Below are 22,030 nucleotides of genomic sequence, written 5' to 3'. Positions count from 1 at the left end.
CACCTCTCAGGACGGGCTCTGGCCGGCGAGCTGCTGGATCCGCACGATGACGAACTCGGCGGGTTTGAGCGGGGCGAACCCGACGACCACGTTGACCACGCCCCGGTCCCGGTCGTCGCCGGTGGTGGTCTCCGCGTCGCACCGCACCAGGTACGCCTCCCGGGGCGTCCGCCCGGCGAACGCGCCCTTGCGGAACAGGTCCTGCATGAACGAGGTCAGGTTCAGCCGCAGCTGCGACCAGAGCGGCTCGTCGTTGGGCTCGAAGACCGCCCACTGGGTGCCCCGGTAGACGCTCTCCTCGATGAACAGGGCGAGCCGGCGCACCGGTGTGTACTTCCACTGGCTGGCCAGCGCGTCCGCGCCGGCGGTGGTGCGGGCCCCCCAGTTGACCGTGCCGGTCACCGGGAAGGTACGCAGGCAGTTGAGCCCCAACGGGTTGAGCACCCCATTCTCGGCGTCGGTCAGCGGATAGACCAGGTTGGTCACCCCGCGTAGCTGCGCCTCGGTGCCGGCGGGCGCCTTCCACACGCCCCGCTCGGTGTCCTGGCGGGCGTACAGGCCGGCGAGGGTGCCGCCGGGGGCGACGGTGCGGGGCCGGAAGCCGTCGGTGGGGTCGGGGATGCGCAGCCGGGGGAAGTGGGCCACCGCGTTGGGCCCCTTGACCCCGAGCTGGTTGATCCAGTCCAGGGCGCGGTCCGGGTCGTCCACCCCGGGCGGCGGGTCGACCAGCAGGACCGCCCGGCGGCGCTCGCAGAGGTCGTAGGCGGCCGACCAGACGGCCTCCGGGTCGAGCCCGTTGTCGATGGCGGCGGGGTTGCCGTGCCGGGCACGGGTGGCGTCGGGGATGCAGAGCAGGTTGAACAGGTCGGTCTTGAGTAGCGCGTAGATGCCGGTGTAGGCGGCCTCGCTGCCGATCAGCGCGCCGGTGCCGGGCAGGACACTGCCGTCGGAGCCGGTGACGAGGTCACCCTGGCCGAGCCGTTTGACGCCGAGCGGGCTGAACCGGCCGACGTTGGCGGTCGTCCCGGCCAGGCCCAGCAGGGCCGCGCCGTCGGCGACGTCCCCGGCGGGGGAGACCCCCGCGACGGTGAAGGCCGCGTCCACCGCCGTCGGGGCGACCACCGTGTCCACGTCGCCGAGGAGACGCAGCCCGCCGGCGGCGGTGGGGGCCACCCGGACCCGCAGGCCGGCCGCGCCGTCGGCGGCGCCCAACGCGGCGTTGACCTTCCGTTGCAGCAGCGCGGCCACCCCGGCGGGGGACGACGGCAACCGCTCGCCCTTGTCCAGCACGGTCACGGTCACCGGGGCGACCGCCGGCACGGTCTTGGCCGGGTCGTTCGGGTCCGGCTTGGTGGGCCGGTCGGGTTGCACGGTGAGCCGGTAGTTCCTCGCGGCGTCCACGGTGGGGGTGCCCAGCGCCGTGCCGGCCGTGCCGCTGGGCGTCGGCCGGCCCGCCCCGGCGGCCCCGGCGCGTGCCCGGACCAGCGCCGAACCCCGGTCCGGGTCGTTGAGCAGGGCCACCGCGTACGCGGCGCTGGCCGGGTCGGCGGACAGCCCGGTGAACCGTTCGGTGTCGCCGGTGGCGGTGTCGGTGACGGTCAGGTTGAACGACGTGGCGTCGGCGACGCCGTCGTGGTCGACGTCGACGAGCAGTCCGCTGCCCCACGCGCCGGTGCTCGTCGCGTCCAGCAGCAGCGCGGACTTCGCCCCGACGCCGACCTTGTCCAGCAGGGTCACCGAGGCGGCCCGGGCGTCGGCCCGGGGCACCCGCACGACCAGGGCGGCGGCCCCGCCGTTGCGGAAGAACTGTTGCACGGCCAGGCTGAGTTCGGAGTCCCGGTCGACCCCGCCGAACCGGCGTTCGAACTCGCCGAAGGTGTTTACCCGGACGGCCCGGTTCTCCGGTCCGGTCCGGACGTATCCCACGAAGGCGGCCACCCCGGTCGCCACACCGATCACGGGGCGGACGGAACTCGCGACTTCCTCGATGTACACGCCGGGATAGGTCGGGGTGACGGGCATGGCTACCTCGTCTCGCAGTGGCGGGTCGGCTGGTGTCACACTCCGCTCACGCCGCGCCCACCTCTAGCGGGCACCCGACTGCGCCGCGACAACTACCCGACACCCCGGGCCGCCTAGTTGCCTGGTCGGGGCGGGTGCGCGGCGCTGGTTGCGGCCTTGACGGTCACGGGTGCGCATGCCGGGAGGTGCCCGGGGACACCTGCGGTGCCATCCTCCAACGAGACAAGCCAGTTTTCTCCCGGGAGGGTGGTGGATTCATGGGTTCCGGGTTGTCGCTCGCCCTCTTCCCGGTCGCGCTCGGCATCGTCATGTTGGGCATCGGCCTCAGCCTGACCGTGGAGGACTTCCGCCGGGTGGCCCGCCACCCCCGGGTCGTGCTGATCTGCCTCGGGTGTCAGATGCTGCTCCTGCCGGTGCTCTGCCTGGGCCTGGTGACCGCCTTCGACCTGCGGCCGGAGCTGGCGGTGGGGATGATGCTGCTGGCGGCCTCGCCGGGTGGCAGCACGGCCGGTCTCTACAGTCACCTGTTCCGGGGCAACGTCGCGCTCAACGTGTCGCTGACCGCGATCAACTCGGTGCTGGCGCTGTTCACCCTCCCGCTGATCGTCAACCTGTCGGTGGCCGGCTTCGCCGGTGCGGACGCCACGATCGGTCTCCAGTTCGGCAAGGTGGTCCAGGTCTTCGCGCTGGTGCTCGTCCCGATCGCGATCGGGATGCTGCTGCGGCGTCGGCTCCCCACGTTCGCCGCCCGGATGCACCGACCGGTGAAGGTCGTCTCCGTCCTGGTGCTGGCCGTGGTCATCGTGGGTGCGGTGCTCGGCATCAGGGACGACGTGCTGGCAACCCTCGGGGAGATCATCGTGATCGTCGCCCTGTTCAACCTGGTCAGCCTCGCCGTCGGGTACCTCGCGCCGCGCCTGCTGCGGGCCGGGCACCGCGACTCGGTCGCCTCCTCGTTCGAGATCGGCCTGCACAACGCCACCCTGGCCATCACCATCGGGATGAGCCCGACGCTGCTGGACAACGCCACGATGGCGATGCCGTCCGTGGTCTACGGCAGCCTCATGTTCTTCACGGCAGCGGCCTTCGGGGTGCTCGTCTCCCGCCGCCCGGCCGGGGCGTCGACCCCGACCGGGGCGACGCCGCAGCGGGCCCACTGACCCGGCGGGTCGCGCCGACAGTCACCATGCCCGCCCCGGACCGGCTTGACCCTGACACGGTGGCAGGGTCTTCACTGTGACCCGGAGGTGGTCACGATGACCGGGTCGGCGGCGTACACGGACCGGACACGGGGGTTGGCGGGCGGCGACCCGTCGGTACGGCTACGGGTGGCGCTCGCGTTGGGCAGCGCCCCCGACCCGCGCGACGTCGACCCGCTCGTCGCCCGGTGCGCGGTGGAACCGGACTTCTCGGTACGCGAGATGCTGACCTGGGCGCTCACCAGGCACCCTGCGGCGGTGACGGTCCCCCGGCTGGTCGCCGAACTCCGGTCCCCGCAGGCGCAGGCCCGCAGCCAGGCGTTGCACACCCTGTCCAAGATCGGGGACAGGGCGGCCTGGCCGGCGCTCACCGTGGCGCTGCTCACCGACGCCGACGACGAGGTGGCGCGAGCGGCCTGGCGGGCCGCGGTCGCGCTGGTGCCGTCCGGCGCCGAAGCCGGCCTGGCCGCGATCCTCACCACCCAGTTGGGGCGGGGCGACCGGGGGACGTGGCTGAGCCTGGCCCGTGCCCTGGCCGCTCTCGGCGAGGTCGTCACGCCGGTGCTGGACGCCGCCGCGTCCCACCCCGACCCCCGGGTACGGGCCCACGCGGCCGCCACCCGGCAGCTGATGCGTGACCCGGACGCCGGCTTCGCGTTCTCGATCGAGGAGGCGAAGCGGGTCGTGGCGCTCGGCCACGCCGACCGGCAGGGGTGAGTGGCGGTGCTGATCGGTGAGGTGGCACGGCGCTGCGGGCTCAGCGTCCGGATGCTGCGGCACTACGAGTCGCTCGGCCTGGTACGGCCGGGCGGACGCACCGGCGCGGGCTACCGCGAGTACTCAGGTGCGGACGTCCGGCGGATCTTCCACATCGAGAGCCTGCGGTCGCTGGGGTTGTCGCTGCGTGCGGTGGGGCAGGCGCTCGACGATCCGGGTTTCACCCCGACGACGCTCGTCGACGACCTGATCCGGCGGACCCGGGCACGGATCGCCGACGAGACGCGGCTACTCACCCGGCTGGAGCGCATCGACGCCGCCGAGCCGGCCGACTGGACCGATGTCCTGCGGACCGTCGCGTTGTTGCGGGCCCTGGCTTCGCCGCACGCGGGGCGGCGGCAACGGGCCGCGCTGGCCCCGGCCGGGGCGGTCGCGGTGGAGGCCCTGGTGGAGGCGGCGCTGGGCGAACCCGACCCGAACGTGGCCGGGGCGCTGCGGTGGGCGGTGGCGCGGGCCGGCGGGGCGGGACTGCCGCTACTGGCGCAGGGGCTCGACGCGCCCGTGGCGACGGTACGCGAGCGCGCGGTGCGGTGCCTCGTGGAGATCCCGCACGACGCCGCGACCGCGCTGCTGCGCGACGCCCTCGCCCACCACGACGTGACGGTCCGCAGGTGCGCGGCGCTCGCGCTCGGTGCCCGGGGCGTGCCCGAGGCCGTCGCGACGCTCGTCGACATGGTCGTGCAGGAGGCGAACGACGTCGAGGCCGCCGACGTGCTGGCCGCGTTGGCCGTCGACACCGGATCGGCCGACCGGATCGCCGCCGCGCTCGTCGCGGGCCTCACCGGTGACTCCGTCGCGTCGCCGGTACGCCGTCGGCTGACCCAGGCGCTCGCCGGCATCCCGGGGGAGCGGGCGTCGCGGGCCCTGGCGGAACTGGCGGCCGACCCGGACCGCCCGGTGGCGCTCACCGCGACGTACGTGCTGATGCTCCGCGACCGGGAACCGTGACCGACGACCCCGGCACGTCCCGACCACCCGACGGGTGCCCGCGCCCGCCACCGCCCCCGGACCGGTGGCGGGCCCCGGCGTCGGTCACCGGGTGCGGCGGTGCCGGGCGATCAGCGTCCCGGCGCAGAGCACCGCCAGCAGGCCGCACGCCGAGCCGGCCCACTGGTTGTCCAGCACGGTCGTCAGCACCACGTTCGCCACGACGCTGACGGCCAGCGCCAGCCCCAGCAGCGGGCGGAGCCGGTCGGCCGCCGGCTGCGGCGGTCGGGTCGGGGCGTCGGCGATGCGGTACGGATCGGTCATGGCTGCCTCCTCGGACGGGCCGGTGTTCGACCAGGTCGACGCTAGGCGCTGCGGTGGGCCGGACACGATCCCGCCAGCACGACCGACGGTGGTACAGCAGGCGGTACTTTCCGCACCGACGGTGCCGGGCCGGGCGACCGGTGGCCTATGTTGGCGCGGGAGGTCTTCCGATGACACACCTGCGGGACCGGGCCCGGGCCACCGTCGACGCCGTCGCCCGTCTCGTCGGCGGGCTCGGCACCGCGCTGCTGGCGCTGGCCACCCTGCTCCAACTGATCGTCGTGGCGACGGCCTGTCTGGTCTGGGTGGGGCTGCCTGCGGTACCCGGCACGCTGCGGACGGTACGCGCGGTGGCCGACCGTGAGCGGGCCCGGCTGTCCCGCTGGGGCGCGCCGGTCCCCGCCCCGGGCCCGGTGCCGACCGAGCTGCGGGTGGCGGCACGCGACCCGTTCGTCCGCCGGGAACTCGGCTGGGTCGCGCTGCACGCGGTCACCGGCCTGATCGGCGGGCTGCTCGGCCTGAGCATGCCGCTCTACGCCGTGCAGGACCTCACGTTCCCGCTGTGGTACCGGCTGCTGCCACCCGAGGCCGGCGCGCCGGGGATCGTCTGGTGGCGCATCGACGGGCTGGGCGAGGCGTTGATGGTCGGGCTGCTCGGGTTCGGCTGGTTGGCCGCCACGCTCGCGTTCGTCCCGGCGCTGGCCCGCCTCCAGGCCCGGCCGGGACGGTGGCTGCTGCCCCCGCCGCCGGGCTTCGACCTGTCGCTGCGGGTCGCCGAGCTGACCGCCACCCGGGCCGCGGCGTTGGACGCCCACGCGGTCGAACTGCGCCGCATCGAACGCTCCCTGCACGACGGCACCCAGAACCGGCTGGTCGCGGTCAACGTGCTGCTGGGGGCGGCCCGTCGGGCGGTGCGGCGGGACCCGGACCGGGCCGACGAGATCCTCGGGCAGGCGCAGGACGCGGCGGAACAGGCGCTCGGCGAACTGCGTACGGTGGTGCGGGGCATCCTGCCGCCGGTGCTGGACGACCGGGGCCTCACCGGCGCCCTGGCCGGCCTGGCCGGTGACTGCGCGGTGCCCTGCCGGCTCACCGTCGACGTGCCGGTACGCTGCGCCGTCTCGGTGGAGGCCACCGCCTACTTCGTGGTGGCGGAGGCGTTGACCAACGTGGTCCGGCACAGTGGCGCCGGCCGGGTCGACGTGACCGTCCGCCGCCGGCAGGACCGGCTACTGGTGACCGTCACCGACGACGGGCACGGCGACGCCGACGAGACCCGGGGCTCGGGGCTGACCGGCATCCGTCGGCGGGTCGGGGCGTACGACGGCCGGATGATGTTGACCAGCCCACCGGGAGGGCCGACGAGACTGGAGGTGGAGTTGCCGTGCGGATCGTGATCGCCGAGGACGACCCGCTGCTGCGGGAGGGGCTGGCGCTGCTGCTGCGGGCGGAGGACCTGGACGTGGTCGCCACGGCGGGCACCCCGGGTGAGTTCCTGTCGGCCGTCGACACCCACACGCCGGACGTGGCGATCGTGGACGTGCGGATGCCGCCGACGCACACCGACGAGGGCATCGTGGCCGCGGTGGAGGCCCGTCGCCGCCGGCCCGGCCTCGCGGTGCTGGTCCTCTCGGCGTACGTCGAGCAGGCGTTCGCCACCGACCTGTTCTCCGTCGGCGCGGTCGGGCTCGGCTACCTGCTCAAGGAGCGGGTGGGCCGGGTGGAGGAGTTCCTCGCCGCGCTGCACCGGGTCGCCGACGGCGGCAGCGTGATCGACCCGGAGGTGGTCGGGCAGTTGCTGGCCCGCAACCGTCGCTCGGACACCGCGCTGGCCGAGCTGTCGCCGCGCGAGCGTGAGGTGCTGGGGCTGATGGCCGAAGGGCTCGGCAACACGGCGATCGCCGAGCGCCTGTTCGTCACCGACGGGGCGGTGCACAAGCACATCCGCAGCATCTTCGCCAAGCTCCAGCTCCCCCCGGACGACCGGGTCGACCGCCGGGTCACCGCGGTGCTGCGCCACCTCGACGGCGGCCGGGGGTAGCGCCTGCGGTACCCCGGTCGGGCAGCCCGCTGGATGGTTCCCGGTCCTCCACCTGCATAGCGTTCCTGGTGCGCGCAGTACACACCCGCTGACACGGAAGAGGCCACCAGGATGCCAGTCCATCCGGCACACCCCATCGACCCCGTACGGACCGCCGACCCGGCGGGGCCCGTCGGCACGGCGGTGCGCGTCGCCCGGCTCACCCGGGTCTACCCGTCCGGCTCCAGCCCGGTGACCGCGCTGGCCGGGGTCGACGTCGGCTTCGACCGGGGCACCTTCACCGCCGTGATGGGCCCCTCGGGGTCCGGTAAGAGCACCCTGTTGCACGTCGCCGCCGGGCTCGACCGGCCCACCTCCGGCCAGGTCGTCCTCGGCGGCACCGACCTGTCGACGCTGTCCGAGACCCGGCTGACCGAGCTGCGGCGGACCCGGATGGGGTTCGTCTTCCAGGCGTTCAACCTGATCGGCGCGCTGACCGTCGAGGAGAACATCGTGCTGCCGCTGCGGCTGGCCGGGGTCCGCCCCGACCGGGCCTGGCTGGACCGGGTGGTGGCACGGGTCGGGCTCACCGACCGGCTGCGCCACCGTCCGGCCGAGCTCTCCGGCGGCCAGCAGCAACGGGTGGCGATCGCCCGCGCGCTCGCCACCCGACCCGAGGTGGTCTTCTGCGACGAGCCCACCGGGGCGCTCGACTCGCACACCGCGGCACAGGTGCTGACGCTGCTGCGCGCGATCGTCGACGAGCACGGGTTGACCGTGGTGATGGTGACCCACGACCCGGTCGCCGCGTCCTACGCCGACCGGGTGCTGGTGCTGGCCGACGGCCTGATCGTCGCCGATCTGCCGCAGCTCGGGGCGGCCCGGATCGCCGAACGGCTGGCGGCGCTGGACGGGCGGGCCGCCCGATGATCCGGCTCGCCGCCCGGCTGCTGCGCCACCGGGCCGGCCCGGCCGTCGCGACGCTGCTCGCCCTGCTCGCCGGGGTGACGATCCTGGTCGCCATGGGCACCCTCGTCGAGTCCGGGCTGCGGTGGCGGCCGGAGCCACGGCTCTGGGCGACGGCCGACCTGATCGTCGCCCACCCCACGCTCAGCCAGCGGACGCGGGAGCTCGGTGGCGACACCACCACCAGCACCGTCGCCCTGCCCGAGGGCGGCACGGTGGACGCCGCCCTGGTGGAACGCGTCCGTCGGCTGCCCGGCGTCGCGGACGTCACAGCCGACGACCGGGTGCCGATCGGCGTGCCCCCGGCCGTCGGACACGGCTGGGGCACGTACGCCTTCGCCGGCCGGCCGGTCACCACGGGCGTCGCGCCCCGCGCCGACGACGAGGTGGCGGTCGACGTCCGGCTCGGCGCGTCGGCCGGCGACCGGATCGACCTGGTCGTCGGCGGGGTCGCCCGGCCCCACCGGGTGAGCGCCACCGTCGACACCGGCACCGACGCGGTGTTCTTCACCGACGCGCAGGCGGCCCGGCTGTCCGCGCACCCGGGCCGGGTGGACGCGATCGGTGTGCGGCTCGCCCCCGACGTCGACCCCGGCGCGGTCGCCGACGCGGTCCGCCGGGTCGCCACGCCCACCGGTGCCACCGTCCACGTCGGCGTCGACCGGGGCACCGTGGAGCAGCCGGCGGAGCTGGCCGCCCGGAGCCTGCTGGTCACCATCGGCTCGACCTTCGGCGGGTACGTCATCCTGCTGGTCGTGTTCGTGGTGGCCGGCACCATCGGGCTCTCCGTCCGGCACCGCCGCCGGAACCTGGCGCTGCTGCGGGCGATCGCGGCCACCCCGGGCCAGGTGCGTCGGCTGCTGCTCGCCGAGGCCGCCCTGCTCGCCCTGGTCGCCGCCGCGCTCGGCGGGCCCGCCGGCCTGCTGGCCGCCCGCTGGGTGCATGGTGAGCTGGTCGACCGGGGCTTCGTCCCGGCCGGTTTCCCGATGGCCGGCGGTCTGCTCGCGGTGCCGGCCGCCGCCGGCACGGCGGTGCTGGTGGCGGTGCTCGCCGCCCTGGTCGCCGTGCGTCGGGTCACCGCGATCAAGCCGGTCGAGGCGCTCGGCGAGAGTGCCGTCGAATCCCGCCCTCCGGGCCTGGTGCGGCTGGTCGCCGGTGGCCTGACGCTGGCCGGCGCCGTCTCGTCCGGGGCGGTCGCCGCCGGCGGCACGGGTTCGACGGCCGCGCTGGCCGGCGTGGTCGGCATGCTCTACCTGTTCGTCGTCGCGGTGGGGCTGCTCGCCCCGTGGATCAACGGGTACGTCGCGCGGCTGCTCACCCCGGCGCTGCCCCGCCTCTGGGGGGTCGGCGGCTACCTGGCCGCGGCGAACCTGCGGGCCACCGCCCGGGGGACGGCGACGGTGCTGACGTTCCTGGTGCTGGCCGTCGGCCTCGGTGGCTCGGTCTGGTTCTTCCAGACCAACCTGGAACGGCAGACCGTCGCCCAGAGCGGCGCGGGGACGCTCGCCGGGCAGGTGCTGACCGCGCCGGGCGGGCTGCCCGCCGACGCCGCCGGCCAGGTCCGCGCGTTGCCCGGGGTGCGGGCCGCCACCGGGGTACGGCGGACCCAGGTGGTGGTGCGGTCGTCGCTCGACGGCATCACGTCGGTCCCCGCGCAGGCCGTCGACCCGGTCGGCCTCACCGACACGATGGACCTCGACGTGCGTGACGGCGACCTGAAGGACCTGACCATGGGCGCGGTCGCGTTGTCCGCGTTGCAGGCGTCCGCGTCCGGGTGGCGGGTCGGCGACCGGGCGGACCTGTGGTTGGGCGACGGAACCCCGGTCACCCTGCGGGTCGTGGCGGTCTACGGCCGGGGCCTCGGCTTCGGTGACGTCACGCTGGCCACCGGGACGGTCGCCGGGCACACCGCCGGGACCACCGTCGACGAGATCCTGGTCCGCGCCGATCCGGCCGCCGACGCGCCGCTGGCCGCCTGGGCCGCCGGGCAGCCGGGCGGGCAGGTGCGCGACGCGGCCACCCGGACCCGGCTGATCGGCACCGACCTGGCGCTGGGCGCCTGGCTGAACCGGCTGCTGATCGGTGTGCTGGTGGGCTACGCGGCGCTGGCCTCGGCCACCACGATGGTGCTGGCCGCGCTGGCCCGCCGCCGTGAACTGGCACTGCTGCGGCTGGTCGGGGTCACCCGGCGGCAGATCCGCAGGATGGTCCACGCCGAGCAGGTCGGGCTGCTCGGCAGCGCGGTGCTGATCGGCGCGACGCTCGCGGCGTTGACGCTGAGCGCGATCGTCGCCGCGCTGACCGGCAGCCCGGTGCCGTACGTGCCGCCGCTGGGCGCGGTGGCGGTGCTCGGCGGGGTCGCCCTGCTGGCGCTGGCGACGACGGTGTGGCCGGTCCGGCGGCTGCTGCGGGCCGCGCCCATCGACCACATCGGCCTGAAGGAGTAGCGGCGGGTACCGGCCCCGACCCGGCACCGGGAGGTGCCGGGTGGGGGCCGTCGGCTGGTCCGGGCCGGGCGTGCCGGGTTCTGTCGGGCGTGCCGCCTAGGCTGGCCGGATGATCGACCGGCGGCAGGTGGTGCAGTTCCGCGTCCACGCGCAGCAACTCGACCGGGCCGGGGGCACGTTCGCGGACACCGCCGTGCTCGACCTCGGGGTGCAGGACACCGGCCCGGACGGCGGCCGGTGGGCCCTGGCGCTGCGCGGGGTCGAGGTCACGGCACCGGTCGTTGACGACCTGGTCCTGCTCTGGACCGTCCGCGGCGCGCCGCACCTCTACCGTCGCGCCGACGTGGCCGAGGTGGCGGGGGCGATCGCGCCGTACTCCGACGCCGACGCGGGCAAACGCATCTACGACGCCGCCCGGCCACTGAAGGCCGCCGGCATCGGCAACCTGGCCGCCCTCGACGAGGTGGCCGCGCGGATGCGGGCCGTGGTCACCACCCCGACGGTCAAGGGCGACGTCTCCGGGCGGCTGGCCGAGCTGCTGCCCGAGCCCTACCTGCGGTTCTGTCGTCCCTGCGCCGCCACCCACCTCTACGAGATGCCGTTCCGGCTGGCGGCCGTGCGGGCCGGGCTGGAGCTGCGTCCCGGCACCTCGCCGCCGGTGCTGCACCGCATCCCCGGGTTCACCCGGCCAGCCCCGCCCGGCGACCGGTTCGACCTGGTCCGCGCCTACCTGCGGCTGCTCGGCCCGGCCACCCCCAGGCAGGTCGCCGACTACCTCGACGCCCCGGTCCGGGAGGTGCGGGCCCGCTGGCCGCAGGACGTGGTCGAGGTACGGGTCGACGGGGAGGCCCGCTCGCTGCTCGCCGCCGACGAGCCGGCGCTCGCCGCTGTCGCCGACACCACGGCCGTGCGCCTGCTCGGCCCGTACGACCTCTTCCTGCAGGCGCGGGACCGGGCGACCCTGGTGCCGGACGCGGCCCACGCCAAGCAGCTGTGGCCGGTGCTGGGCCGCCCCGGGGCCGTCCTGGCCGGCGGTGAGATCGTCGGCACCTGGCGGCCCCGCAAGGCCGGCCGGACGCTGACACTCGCCGTCCAGCCGTGGCGGAAGCTGTCCGCCGCCGTCCACGACGGCATCGTCGCGCAGGCGCAACGCCTCGCCGCCCACCGGGACCTCGCCCGGGTCGACGTCGACGTCGACGTGCCGGGCGGAGTTTGACACCGGCCCACGGCAGCGGGGGAGGATGAGGCGTGCGGGTCCCCCTTTCCACACCACCGGCCATCCCCGCCGGGGCCGTCGCCGCCGGTGTGCAGCCGACCCTCACCGCGTCGGGTGGCCTGGTCCTGCGTCCCTGGGAGCCGTCCGACGCCCCGGTGTTCCTGGCCGCCTACCGGGATCCGGAGATCCGGCACTGGCACACCCGTCATCCTGCCTCCGAGAGTCAGGTCCGGCAGTGGTTCGTGGAATACCAGCAGGCCTGGGCGCGGGAGACCGGTGCCAGTTGGGCGGTGACCCGCGACGGCGTCGAGGTGCTCGGCCGGATCGCCCTGACCAGTATGGATCTCGATGACGGTGTCGCCGGGTGCGCGTACTGGGTGCTTCCCGCCGCCCGCCGGGCGGGGGTGGCCTCCCGGGCGTTGACGGCGCTTGGCGACTGGGCGCTGGACGGGGCGGGCTTCCACCGGCTGCACCTGGACCACTCGACCCGTAACGTCGCCTCCTGCCGGACCGCGCTGCGCGCCGGGTTCCTGCTGGAGGGCACCAAGCGCAGCGACGCCGTGCACGCCGACGGTCGGCACGACATGCACCTGCACGCCCGCATCCGGGGCGATCGACCAGCCGGCTGACACCGGCACCCCGGGCCAGGGGCGGTCAGAGCCAGCCGTTGGCGCGGGCGGTGTGGGCCGCCTCGATCCGGTTGCGGGTGCCCGTCTTGCCGATCGCCGCCGACAGGTAGTTGCGGACCGTGCTCTCCGACAGGTGCAGCCGGGCGGCGACGTCAGCCACCGTGGCACCGTCCACGGCGGCGGCGAGCACCTCCCGTTCCCGTTCGGTGAGCGGGTTCGGGCCGGTCGCCAGGGCCGCCGCCGCCAGCGCCGGATCGACCACCCGCTCACCGGCAAGCACCCGTCGGACCGCCACCGCCAGCTCCTCCACCGGTCCGTCCTTGACCAGAAATCCCCGCGCCCCGGCCTCCATCGCCCGGCGCAGGTAGCCGGGTCGCCCGAAGGTGGTGAGGATCAGGACCCGGCAGGAGGGCAGTTGCCGCCGCAACGCCGCTGCGGTGTCCAGCCCGCTGCCGCCGGGCATCTCGATGTCCAACAGGGCCACGTCGGGGCGGACCCGCAGCGCCGCCGCCAACGCGGCGGTGCCGGTGCCGGCCTCGGCCACCACCTCCATGTCGGGTTCGAGGTTGAGCAGCAGGGCCAGTGCGCCCCGCATCATGCCCTGGTCCTCGGCGAGCAGCAGCCGGATCATCCGCGCGCCGACCCGTCCGGGCCGGTGGGAATCCGGGCGGTGAGCCGCAGTCCGCCGCCACGGACGGAGGTGACGTGCAGTTCCCCGCCGGCCCGTGCGAGCCGCTCGGTGAGACCCCGCAGGCCGTTGCCCGGCTCGACCCGGCTGCCGACACCGTCGTCGCCGATGGTCAGCACCGACTCCTCGGCGTCGGCGCGCACCTCGATCTCGCACCGCGACGCGTGGCTGTGCCGCAGCACGTTCGTCACTCCTTCCCGCAGCACCCAGCCGAACGCGTCGTCCGCCTCCACCGGCAGCGGCCGACCGGGTTGCCGCACGGTGACGGTGATTCCCCCGTCGGCGAGGGCGGTCCGGGCACCGTCCAGTTCCCGTCCGAAGCTGCGGTCCCGGTAACCGGTGACCGCCTCGCGTACCTCGGCGAGCGCGGTACGGCCGATGCGCTCGATGTCCCGGGCCTCGGCCGCTGCCCGCCCCGGATCGGCCGGGGCGAGCCGGCGTACCACCTCCGCCTTCACCACCACGAGTGACAGTGTGTGGCCGAGCAGATCGTGCAGGTCCCGGGCGAACCGTAGCCGTTCCTGCTCGACCGCCGTCCGGGCCAGCTCCTGCTGGGCGCGGCGCAGCTCCGCCACCAGTCGGGCCGTCCGGGTGAACGCCAGGGTCATGGCGCCTGCCAGCACCGTGATCAGTGCCGAGGCGGCGATGTCACCGACCGGCACCCGGTGCGCCAGCCCGATCGTCAGGACGGCAACGGCACTGCCGCCGACCCAGGCGAACCCCTGCACCGGCCGGACCAGCCCGACCGCACCGGCCGTCGCGACGTACGTCAGCAGGATCAGCCAGCCCTCCGGGCCGCCGGCGTACGCGCCCGCGAGGCCCACCCCGAGCGCCGCGAACACCAGCAGGCCGAGGTGGAACAGCACGGGCGGTACCACCAGGTCGGCCACCGGCACCGCCACCAGCGCGAGGTAGAGCAGCGCGAAGGTGACCAGCCCGGCCGCTGCGACCGCCGTCGGGCGTACCTGCCCGTGGGCGATCGCGGTGGACGGTGGCAGCAGCAGCCAGAACCAGAGCGTGTGCGACGCCACCAGCAGCAATCCCCGCCGGCGGCGGCCGGTGGCGGGAGCCGCGATCGTGGCACCGGACATGGTCGACACCGTAGCGGGATCTCAGCGACGCGCGGTCGACCGGCGGTACGCCACCGCGGCGAGTACGCCGAAGGCCACCGTCCACCCGGCGAGCACCGTCAGTCCGGTCGGGTCGGGGGCCAGGCCGGCCGCCGTACGCCAACCGAGTTCGGCGAACCGGTACGTCGGCAGCGTGTGCGCCAGGTGCCGCAGCAGGTCGGGGAAGTACGCCGCCGGCACCAGCAGTCCGCCGAGCGCCGACAGGGTGAGGAAGGCGAGGAAGTTGACCGGCTGGGCGAGCTGCGGGGTGAGGCCGTACCCGATGGCGAGCCCGAGCAGCGCGAACGGCACCGTGCCGACCCACATCAGCACCAGCAGGGCCGCCCACCTGCCGGCGGGCAGCTCGACGTGGTGCTGGAGGCGGCCGGCGATGCCCACCGCGATCAGCGACGGCACCCCGCTCACGGTGCTGACCAGGGCCTTCACCGCGACCACCCGGCGGGGGGACAGCGGGGTGACCCGCAGTTGGTGCAGCCAGCGCACCGCGCGTTCCTGGGCCACCGACGAGCCCACCGAGAGCACCCCGGCCATCGCGCCGTAGCCGGCCAGGCCGACCATGAGCGCGGCGGCGGCGGTGACGCCCTCCAGCCGGTCACCCGCCGGCAGCAGGCCCGAGAAGATCATGTAGGTGACGACCGGGCCCAGCACGGTGAACAGCGCCAGCCGCGGGTCCCGGGCCAGACGGCGTAGCTCGAAGTGCAGATAGGCGCGCATGTCAGTGGTTCCCTTCCGCGGCGGTGAGGGTGAGGAAGGCCGCCTCCAGCCCGACGCCGGTGACCTCCAGGCCCCGGAAGCCCCGGTCGGCGGCCAGGGCCAGCACGGTGGCGTCGGCGTCGTCGGTGGTGAGCGCCACCCGACCGCCCCGGACCTGGACCGACCGGACGCCGGGCAGCAGGTCGAGGCCCGCCACCGACCCGTCGGCGAGGTCGAAGGCCACCGTACGGCCGCCGGCCACCGCCCGGATCTCGGCGGGCGGGCCGTCGGCCACCACCCGCCCGCCGGCCAGCAGCACCACCCGGTCGGCGTACTCGTCGGCCTCGTGCAGGTGGTGGGTGCTGAACAGGACGGTGTGACCGTCGGCGGCGTACCGGCGGATCGCCGCCCAGAACGCCTGCCGGGCGGCGACGTCCAGCGCCGCGCCGGGCTCGTCCAGGACCAGCAGGTCCGGGTCACCGGCCAACGCGAAGGCGAACCGCGCCCGCTGCGTCTCGCCGGCGGAGAGCCGGTCCAGCCGGCGGTCGGCCAGGTCGGTCAGCCCGGCCAGCGCGAGCACCCGGGCGGTGTCCAGCGGCCGGGGATACAACCCCCGGGCGAGGGCGACCAGGTCCCGCACGGTGGCACCGGGGACGAAACCGGCGTCCTGCACCATCGCCCCGACCTGGCCGGCCCGGACCGCCTCGCCCGGTGACCGGCCGAACAGCGTCACCGTTCCGGCGTCGGGTGGGGCGAGGCCGAGCAGGAGCGAGAGGGTGGTCGTCTTGCCGGCACCGTTGGGGCCGAGCAGGGCGACCGTGCTGCCCGACGCGATGGTCAGGTCGATCCCGTCGACGGCCCGGACGGGGCCGAACCGCCGGGTGAGCCCGGTCAGGCGTACCGCAGTGTCATCCATGCCTGTCACGCTAGGCAGTCGGGGACCGGCGGGGCAGAGCCGGCGATACCCGTCCGGCCAGGACAAATGTCCCGGCCGCGCCCGCGTCGGCGAGCCGGTGGCACCCCGCCACGGTCAGCGGGGTCCGGCCGCGACGCACCGGTCCCTGGCCGCCTGCCCACCACGCCGACTCCACTGGGGAGGGTCTACACCGCCGGGCCGTGCCGCCGCCTCGACTTTACGGATGATGTCTGTCGACAGGGGACCCGTCATAGCGTGTGCTTCTCCGGGACAGCCCGGTGTGGCCCACGAACGCCACGCCATCCGGCCCGTTCCCCGACCTGGTGAAGTGAGGCTCCCTCGATGACGGTTCCACCCCCCGATCCCGCTGGTTCGGGCCGCCGGCGGTTGGCCGGCCTGCTCGCCGCGGTGCTGGTCGCGACCGCGCTGCCGCTGATCGGCGGCTCCGCGGCGGTCGCCGCGCCGGCCGACTCCGGCCCCTGGCGGCAGCTGCCGAGCGAGCCGTCGGCCAACGCCCGCGACGGGCGTACCCCCGACATCCGCGCGGAGCGGTTCGCCGCCTACACCCTGGACCGGGCCGCGTTGGCCGACACCCTGGCCGACGTGCCGGCCGAACGGGCCGGCACGGCCCGACGGTCGCAGCCGGCGCTGACCGTCGCGCTGCCCACCCCCACCGGGGGCTTCCAGCGGTTCGCCCTGGTCGACTCGCCGGTGATGGAGCCGGGGCTCGCCGCCCGGCACCCCGAGATCAGCACGTACGTCGGCCGGGGCCTGGACGACCCGACGGCGACCATCCGGGCCGACCTGACCCCGCTGGGCTTCCACGCCTCGGTCCGGTCGACCGGCGGCAGCTGGTACCTCGACCCGTACTACCACGGCGACCAGAGCGTCTACGCCAGTTACTACGCCCGCGACCTGCTGGACACCGACCCGGCCCAGGTGGAGCGGGAGGACGTCGCGGCGGCAGCCGGGGCGCTGTCGCCGGAGGTGACCGCGGACGAGCCGGCGGGTCCGCCGGTCACCCTGCGCACCTACCGGCTGGCCCTGGTCACCGACCCGTCGTACGCCACCTTCTTCGGCGCGGAGAACGTCACCGCGGCGAAGGTGACCCTGATCAACCGGGTCACCCAGATCTACGAGGACGAGACGGCGATCCGGTTGGTGCTGGTCAACGACACCGACAAGACCAACCTGAACACCGCAGCCCTGGCCACCGAGGCGAACGGGCCGTGCGGCGCGGCGGCCTGCTACACCCCGACGCAGATCTCCTCGTGCACCAGCTCGCTGCTCAACCGCAACCGGATCGTGCTCGGTCAGCTCGTCGGCGCGGGCAACTACGACGTCGGGCACATCGGTCTGGGCCTGCCCGGTGGCGGTGTCGCCGGTCTCGGCGTGGTCGGCCTGGACGGCAAGGCGCGCGGCTGCACCGGCCTGCCCACCCCGGTCGGTGACTTCTACGCCGTCGACTACGTGGCGCACGAGATCGGTCACCAGTTCGCCGGCAACCACACCTTCAACGGCACCCAGTACAACTGCTCCGGCGGCAACCGCAGCGCCGCCAACTCCTACGAGCCGGGCAGCGGCTCGTCGATCATGGCGTACGCGGGCATCTGCCAGCAGGACAACCTCCAGCCGCACAGCGACCCGTACTGGTCGCAGCGCAGCTACACCGAGATCAGCACGTTCGTCACGAGCACCCGCCCGGCGCTCAACGAGGTGCAGACCGTGTCGCTGTCGGAGTTCGACACCGACGGCGACGCGTTCACGCTCAGCTACGCGGGGCAGTCCTCGGTGCCTGTGGTGCGCGGCGGCAACTACACCGCGGCCGGGATCCGGGCGGCCATCGAGTCGATCGCCGGCTGGCCGGCCGGTGCCACCGTCACCGTGACGGCCTTCGGTGGGCTCGGCGCGCCGAACGACACCGGATTCCAGGTCACCTTCGGTGCCGGCCCGTTGGCCGGGGTCGACGTGCCGGCGCTCGAACTGACCGGGTTCGTGGGGGCGTCCGGCTTCGTCGGTGAGACCGCCCGGGGCGGCGCGGCCGGCAACAACGGTTTCCAGACCGCGCAGACCGGCAACCGGGCACCCGTGGTGAGCGTACCGGCGGCGGCGTACACCATCCCGACGCGGACCCCGTTCGCGCTGAGCGGCAGCGCCACCGACGCCGACGGGGACACCGTCAGCTACCTGTGGGAGCAGAACGACCGGGGCGGCAGCGCCGGCACCGCGCTGGTCAACAACACCAAGACCAACGGGCCGCTGTTCCGGCAGTTCGGCGTGGCGGCGGCGGTCAGCCCGACCGACACCCTGGAGTACCACTCGCCGGGTGAGAACGCGGTGACCACCGATCCGACCCGGCACTTCCCGGATCTGGCCCAGATCGCCGCGAACAACACCAACGCCGTCACCGGGGCCTGCCCGGCCGCGCCGGCCCCACCGGCGACCGGCGGGGCGAGCAACGTGCCGGCCGCGACGGTGGACTGCTACTCGGAGTTCCTGCCCACCGCCGACTGGGTCGGCGTCGCCAACGACCGGACCCTGCACTTCCGGCTCACCGGCCGGGACCACCACCCGGGCGGCGGCGGCATCGGCAGCGCCGACGTGGCGTTGACCCTCGCCCCGGAGGCCGGCCCGTTCCTGGTCACCTCGCAGGCGACGCCGGCGGCCCACCTGGGCGGCGGCACCGTGCCCGTCACCTGGGACGTGGCCGGCACGGACACCGCGCCGGTCAACGTGAGTGAGGTGAAGATCTCGCTGTCCACCGACGGTGGGGCGACCTTCCCGTACGTGCTGGCCGAACGCACCCCGAACACCGGGGCGGCGACGGTGACGCTGCCGAACGTGGACACCGCCCGGGGCCGGCTGAAGATCGAGGCGGTCGGCAACGTCTTCTTCGACCTCAGCGACGCCGACCTCACCATCACCCAGGTCCGGGCGGCCACCGTCACCTACACCGGTGACACCCTGGCCTCCCCGGTGGCCGACGCCGACTCGACAGGTGTGCTGCTGCGGGCCACCGTCCGGGGTGGTGGCGGTGACGTCCGCAACGCCACGGTGACCTTCACCGAGGGTGGCGAGACCCTCTGCTCGGCGGTCGCGACGCCGTTCGGCGCGGCGGCGGACGACGGTTCGGCCAGCTGCCGCGCCGTGCTGCCGCTCGGCGTGCACCCGGTCACCGCCGCGGTGTCGGGGGCGTACACCGGCAGCGTGCCGGCCACCGTCACGGTGGCCGGCGGGTACGGCGTGTCGGTCGCCGGCTCGGGCTACCTGAAGGGCGGGGCCACCGCCGGTGGTTACCCGCTCGACGACGACCGGCGCATCGAGGTGACCCTGGACGGCCGGATCAACAACGGCAAGAAGCTGGTCGGCAGCGCCAAGGTCGGCTACAAGTCGGGCGGCAAGCGGTACAAGTTCCAGAGCACCGCGCTGGAGTCGTTCGGCGTCGCCACGGTGGCCGGGGAACCGGTCGCCGACCTGCGCTACCAGGTGACCCTGTACGACATCTCCACCGCGCAGGACCCGGTCGCGGTGGCCACCGGCCTGACCATGCGGGTGACGGCCACCGACCGGGGAGAGCCGGGCCGGCGCGACGGGATCGGCATCACCGTCTGGGACGGTGACCGGCTGCTCTTCTCCTCGGACTGGACCGGCGCGTCCACCCGGGAGATCACCCTGACCGCGTCCGGTGGCGACCTCACCATCGGCTGACCAGGCGCACCGCGGCACCCGGCGTCCTCTCCCGCCCACCCGGCGGGGGAGGACGCCGGTCGGCGTCCGGGCGGTGGACGGGGCGGGACGGGCACCCGGCACGATGACGGGGTGACCGCCCCCGCCCGCCCGCCGCTCGCCACCCTGGACGCGGTCCTCGAACGGCTCACCTACGTCAACGAGGAAACCGGCTACACCGTGGCCCGGGTCGCCACCGACCGGGGCAGCGACCTGCTGACCGTGGTCGGCGCGTTGCTGGGCGCGCAGCCCGGGGAGAGCCTGCGGCTGTCGGGGCGCTGGTCGTCGCACCCGAAGTACGGCCGGCAGTTCGAGGTCGACTCGTACACCACGGTGCTGCCGGCGACCATCCAGGGCATCCGTCGTTATCTGGGCTCCGGCCTGGTCAAGGGCATCGGGCCGGTGTTCGCCGAGCGGATCGTGGCGCACTTCGGCCTGGACACCCTGCGGATCATCGAGCAGGAGCCGGCCCGGCTGGTCGAGGTCGCCGGGCTCGGGCCGAAACGCACCGCGAAGATCACCGCGGCGTGGGAGGAGCAGAAGGCGATCAAGGAGGTGATGGTCTTCCTCCAGGGTGTCGGGGTGTCGACGTCGCTCGCGGTACGCATCTTCAAGCAGTACGCCGACGCGTCGATCGAGGTGGTGACGAAGGAGCCGTACCGGCTGGCGGCCGACGTGTGGGGCATCGGCTTCAAGACCGCCGACACCATCGCCCAGGCGGTGGGCATCCCGCACGACAGCCCGCAGCGGGTGATGGCGGGCCTGCGGTTCACCCTGTCCGAGGCGACCGACGCGGGCCACTGCTATCTGCCCGCCCCGGCACTGGTCGCCGACGCCACGAAGATCCTCGACGTCCCCGGTGACCTCGTCACCCGCTGCCTGGACGACCTGATCGCCGAGGAGGGTGTGGTCCGGGAGTTCCTGCCCGGCGACGACGGCGAGCCGGTGCCGGCGGTCTACCTGGTGCCGTTCCACCGCGCCGAGCAGTCGCTGGCCACCTCACTGCTGCGGTTGCTGCACGACCGGGCCGACCGGCTGCCCCACTTCACCGACGTCGACTGGCCCCGCGCGCTGACCTGGCTGCGGGCGGTCACCGGCAACGACCTCGCCCCCGAACAGGAGCACGCCGTCCGGCTGGCGCTCACCGCGAAGGTCGCGGTGCTCACCGGCGGGCCGGGCTGCGGCAAGAGCTTCACCGTGCGGTCCATCGTCGCGCTGGCGGCGGCGAAGAAGGCCCGGATCACCCTGGTCGCGCCGACCGGGCGGGCCGCGAAACGGCTGTCGGAGCTGACCGGGCACCCCGCCGCCACCGTGCACCGGCTGCTGCAACTGCGTCCCGGCGGGGAGGCCGTGCACGACCGGGACAACCCGCTCGACGTCGACCTGCTCGTCGTCGACGAGGCGTCCATGCTCGACCTGATCCTGGCCAACAAGCTGGTCAAGGCGGTTCCGCCGGGGGCGCACCTGCTCCTGGTGGGCGACGTCGACCAGTTGCCCAGCGTCGGCGCCGGGGAGGTGCTGCGCGACCTGCTCACCGCGCCGGCCGTCCCCCGGGTGCGGCTGACCCGGGTGTTCCGTCAGGCCGCCCAGTCAGGCGTGATCACCAACGCGCACCGGATCAACGCCGGCCGGCCACCCCTGCTCGACGGCCTGCCGGACTTCTTCCTGTTCGCCTGCGAGGACACGGAGGCCACCGCCGCGCTGACCGTCGACGTCGCGTGCACCCGGATCCCCTCCCGGTTCGGTCTCGACCCGCGCCGCGACGTGCAGGTCCTCGCGCCCATGCACCGGGGGCCGGCCGGCGCCGCCGCGCTGAACACCCTGCTGCAACAGCGGCTCACCCCGCACCGGGAGGGCCAACCGGAGCGGCGGATGGGTGGGCGGGTGTTCCGCATCGGCGACAAGGTCACCCAGATCCGCAACAACTACGACAAGGGTCAGGCCGGCGTCTTCAACGGCACCCTCGGCATCGTCACCGCCATCACCCCCGAGGAACAGACCCTCACCGTCCGCACCGACGAGGACGAGAGCCTCGACTACGAGTTCGACGAGCTGGACGAGTTGGCCCACGCCTACGCGATGACCATCCACCGCTCGCAGGGCTCGGAGTACCCGGCGGTGGTGGTGCCGCTGACCACCAGCGCCTGGATGATGCTGCAACGCAACCTGCTCTACACCGCCGTCACCCGGGCCCGGCAACTCGTCGTCCTGGTCGGTTCCCGGCGGGCGCTGGCCGCCGCCGTCCGTACCGTCGGAGCGGGCCGCCGGCACACCGCGCTGGACCACCGCCTCGGCGCGCCGGCCGGGTAGCACCGGTGTCGCACGCCGACGACCCGCCGCGCCGGCCACC

At 74.7% G+C, this 22,030-nt stretch carries 17 protein-coding genes; 11 read left to right on the top strand and 6 right to left on the bottom strand.

What is annotated here, in order from left to right:
• Window positions 1–6: 6 nt before the first annotated feature.
• Window positions 7–2,022: a phage tail sheath family protein gene (locus JQN84_RS20265; RefSeq protein ID WP_204960030.1), complete on the bottom strand. Its 2,016-nt coding sequence runs from the start codon at window positions 2,020–2,022 to the stop codon at window positions 7–9.
• A 257-nt stretch (window positions 2,023–2,279) separates the two neighbouring features.
• On the opposite strand from JQN84_RS20265, the gene JQN84_RS20260 reads away from it, so the two are divergent.
• The 3 genes from JQN84_RS20260 (at window position 2,280) to JQN84_RS20250 (ending at window position 4,946) form a co-directional block, all read left to right on the top strand.
• Window positions 2,280–3,182: a bile acid:sodium symporter family protein gene (locus JQN84_RS20260; protein WP_204960029.1), complete on the top strand. Its 903-nt coding sequence runs from the start codon at window positions 2,280–2,282 to the stop codon at window positions 3,180–3,182.
• Between the two features lie 96 nt (window positions 3,183–3,278).
• Window positions 3,279–3,938, top strand: a complete 660-nt coding sequence (locus JQN84_RS20255) for a HEAT repeat domain-containing protein (RefSeq protein ID WP_204960027.1) — start codon at window positions 3,279–3,281, stop codon at window positions 3,936–3,938.
• 6 nt (window positions 3,939–3,944) lie between these two features.
• Window positions 3,945–4,946, top strand: a complete 1,002-nt coding sequence (locus tag JQN84_RS20250; protein ID WP_204960025.1) for a HEAT repeat domain-containing protein — start codon at window positions 3,945–3,947, stop codon at window positions 4,944–4,946.
• Between the two features lie 84 nt (window positions 4,947–5,030).
• Here JQN84_RS20250 and JQN84_RS20245 read toward each other — a convergent pair whose 3' ends face one another.
• On the bottom strand, window positions 5,031–5,249 hold the full coding sequence (locus JQN84_RS20245; RefSeq protein ID WP_204960022.1) for a hypothetical protein: 219 nt from the start codon (window positions 5,247–5,249) through the stop codon (window positions 5,031–5,033).
• A 170-nt stretch (window positions 5,250–5,419) separates the two neighbouring features.
• Here JQN84_RS20245 and JQN84_RS20240 point away from each other — a divergent pair, with 170 nt between their 5' ends.
• From JQN84_RS20240 to JQN84_RS20215, 6 genes are all read left to right on the top strand, one after another.
• A complete protein-coding gene (locus JQN84_RS20240; protein ID WP_204960020.1) occupies window positions 5,420–6,646 on the top strand; it encodes a sensor histidine kinase in 1,227 nt (408 codons plus the stop codon).
• A complete protein-coding gene (locus JQN84_RS20235; protein ID WP_204960018.1) occupies window positions 6,634–7,290 on the top strand; it encodes a response regulator transcription factor in 657 nt (218 codons plus the stop codon). The genes JQN84_RS20240 and JQN84_RS20235 overlap by 13 nt, the downstream gene beginning before the upstream one ends.
• Before the next feature lie 111 nt (window positions 7,291–7,401).
• Entirely contained in the window at window positions 7,402–8,199 is a 798-nt protein-coding gene (locus JQN84_RS20230; protein ID WP_204960016.1) for an ABC transporter ATP-binding protein, read from the top strand.
• A complete protein-coding gene (locus JQN84_RS20225; protein WP_204960014.1) occupies window positions 8,196–10,682 on the top strand; it encodes an ABC transporter permease in 2,487 nt (828 codons plus the stop codon). Before JQN84_RS20230 ends, JQN84_RS20225 begins: the two co-directional genes overlap by 4 nt.
• Window positions 10,683–10,791: 109 nt before the next feature.
• A complete protein-coding gene (locus tag JQN84_RS20220) occupies window positions 10,792–11,898 on the top strand; it encodes a winged helix DNA-binding domain-containing protein (protein ID WP_204960012.1) in 1,107 nt (368 codons plus the stop codon).
• 32 nt (window positions 11,899–11,930) lie between these two features.
• Complete coding sequence (locus tag JQN84_RS20215; RefSeq protein ID WP_204960010.1) at window positions 11,931–12,527, top strand: GNAT family N-acetyltransferase; 597 nt, start codon at window positions 11,931–11,933, stop codon at window positions 12,525–12,527.
• A gap of 25 nt (window positions 12,528–12,552) precedes the next feature.
• On the opposite strand, the gene JQN84_RS20210 is transcribed toward JQN84_RS20215, so the two are convergent.
• From JQN84_RS20210 to JQN84_RS20195, 4 genes are read right to left on the bottom strand one after another with little or no spacing between them, the layout of a single operon-like run.
• Complete coding sequence (locus JQN84_RS20210; protein WP_204960008.1) at window positions 12,553–13,158, bottom strand: response regulator transcription factor; 606 nt, start codon at window positions 13,156–13,158, stop codon at window positions 12,553–12,555.
• Window positions 13,155–14,306 carry a sensor histidine kinase gene (locus tag JQN84_RS20205; protein WP_204960006.1) on the bottom strand — a complete coding sequence of 384 codons (1,152 nt, stop codon included), beginning with the start codon at window positions 14,304–14,306 and terminating at the stop codon, window positions 13,155–13,157. Before JQN84_RS20205 ends, JQN84_RS20210 begins: the two co-directional genes overlap by 4 nt.
• A gap of 21 nt (window positions 14,307–14,327) precedes the next feature.
• Window positions 14,328–15,059, bottom strand: coding sequence for an ABC transporter permease (locus tag JQN84_RS20200; RefSeq protein WP_204960004.1), 732 nt, complete (start codon window positions 15,057–15,059; stop codon window positions 14,328–14,330).
• Window position 15,060: 1 nt separating this feature from the next.
• Window positions 15,061–15,954: an ABC transporter ATP-binding protein gene (locus JQN84_RS20195; protein ID WP_204960003.1), complete on the bottom strand. Its 894-nt coding sequence runs from the start codon at window positions 15,952–15,954 to the stop codon at window positions 15,061–15,063.
• A 342-nt stretch (window positions 15,955–16,296) separates the two neighbouring features.
• Here JQN84_RS20195 and JQN84_RS20190 point away from each other — a divergent pair, with 342 nt between their 5' ends.
• The gene (locus tag JQN84_RS20190; protein WP_204960001.1) at window positions 16,297–19,662 is read left to right on the top strand and encodes a M12 family metallo-peptidase; all 3,366 of its coding nucleotides are present in this window, start codon (window positions 16,297–16,299) and stop codon (window positions 19,660–19,662) included.
• Window positions 19,663–19,773: 111 nt separating this feature from the next.
• Window positions 19,774–21,990 carry an SF1B family DNA helicase RecD2 gene (gene recD2 / locus JQN84_RS20185; RefSeq protein WP_204960000.1) on the top strand — a complete coding sequence of 739 codons (2,217 nt, stop codon included), beginning with the start codon at window positions 19,774–19,776 and terminating at the stop codon, window positions 21,988–21,990.
• The last annotated feature ends 40 nt before the right edge of the window (window positions 21,991–22,030 follow it).

The sequence above is a fragment of the Micromonospora humidisoli genome (assembly GCF_016900955.1).
Taxonomy (GTDB): domain Bacteria; phylum Actinomycetota; class Actinomycetes; order Mycobacteriales; family Micromonosporaceae; genus Micromonospora; species Micromonospora wenchangensis.
The sequence above is the reverse complement of the archived record's forward strand: the minus strand, read 5'-3'. Positions and strand labels throughout refer to the sequence as shown.